Genomic DNA, 1,601 nt, shown 5'->3' on the forward strand with positions numbered 1-1,601 from the left:
TCCCCGCCGCCACGGCGGCCGCGGGCGCGCCGCTGCGCGCCTGGCAGCGGACCGCGCTGCGCAAGTACCTCATGGCTCGGCCGAAGGACTTCCTCGCCGTGGCCACCCCCGGCGCCGGTAAGACGACGTTCGGTCTGCGCGTGGCCACCGAACTCCTGACCGACCGGACGGTCGACGCCATCACCGTGGTGGCCCCCACCGAGCACCTCAAGTTCCAGTGGGCCGAGGCCGCCGCGAGGGCCGGTATCGCGCTCGATCCCGAGTACTCCAACTCCTCCGGCGCTCTCGCGCCGGAATACCACGGCGTGGTGGTCACCTACGCCCAGGTGGCCTCCCACCCGTTCAAGCACCGCGAACGGACCGCATCCCGCCGTACGCTGGTGATCCTCGACGAGATCCACCACGGTGGCGACGCCAAGAGCTGGGGAGACGGCATCCGTGAGGCGTTCGACGACGCCGAGCGTCGCCTGTCCCTGACCGGCACACCGTTCCGCTCCGACGACAGTCCGATCCCGTTCGTCACCTACGAACCCGACGGCCAGGGCCATCAACGGTCCAGGGCCGACCACTCCTACGGGTACGCCGACGCCCTGGCCGACGGCGTCGTGCGACCCGTCGTCTTCCTCGCCTATTCCGGCGAGGCGCGCTGGCGGACCAACGCCGGTGAGGAGTTCTCCGCCCGGCTCGGCGAACCACTCAGCGCGGACCAGAACTCGCGCGCCTGGCGGGTGGCGCTGGACCCCCACGGCGACTGGATGCCGGCGGTCCTCCAGGCGGCACACACCAGGCTCCGGCAGATCCGCGCGGGTGGGGTGCCCGACGCCGGCGGGCTGGTGATCGCCACCGACCAGGAACGCGCTCGCGAGTACGCGGCTCTGCTCACGGAGATCACCGGGCGGGCCCCCGTCGTCGTCCTGTCCGACGACCCCACCGCCTCGAGCCGGATCGGCACGTTCTCCGCCTCGACGGACGAGTGGATGGTCGCGGTCCGCATGGTCTCGGAGGGTGTGGACGTGCCGCGCCTGAGCGTGGGGGTGTACGCCACCAGCGCCTCGACCCCCCTGTACTTCGCCCAGGCCATCGGCCGGTTCGTCCGGTCCCGCAGGCCGGGGGAGACCGCGTCGGTGTTCCTGCCGTCGGTCCCGGTCCTGTTGCAGCTCGCTTCCCAGATGGAGGCCCAGCGGGATCACGTCCTGGGCAAGCCCCACCGCGAGGACGGGCTCGAGGACGAGTTGCTGGCGCAGGCCAACCAGCAACACGACGAGCCCGACGCGGACGACGAGGACAAGGGGTACATCTCCCTCGGTGCGGACGCCGAACTCGATCAGATCGTCTACGAGGGGTCCTCCTACGGCACGGCCACGTTCGCGGGGAGCGAGGAGGAGGCCGACTACATCGGTCTCCCCGGTCTGCTCGGGGCGGACGACGTCAAGGCCCTCCTGCGCCAGCGGGAGAAGGAGCAGATCAGGCGGTCGTCCGGTGAGGGGTCCTCCGCGCCCGGGGCCGTGGCGGTGGTGGGCGTGGGGACGGACCCGACCATCTCCGGCACCACCCTCCCGGGCAACGCCGGCGGTCCGGGGGCGAACGCGGGTGCGGCTGGA

General features: G+C 72.0%; 1 protein-coding gene. It reads left to right on the top strand.

Translation table 11 applies throughout. The annotated features are described in order from the left end of the window. Positions 1-32: 32 nt before the first annotated feature. On the top strand, positions 33-1,601 hold a 1,569-nt coding region (locus tag G6020_RS04570), incomplete at its 3' end, for a DEAD/DEAH box helicase (protein WP_241732575.1).

It is taken from the genome of Dietzia sp. B19, assembly GCF_014145155.1.
GTDB lineage: Bacteria > Actinomycetota > Actinomycetes > Mycobacteriales > Mycobacteriaceae > Dietzia > Dietzia natronolimnaea.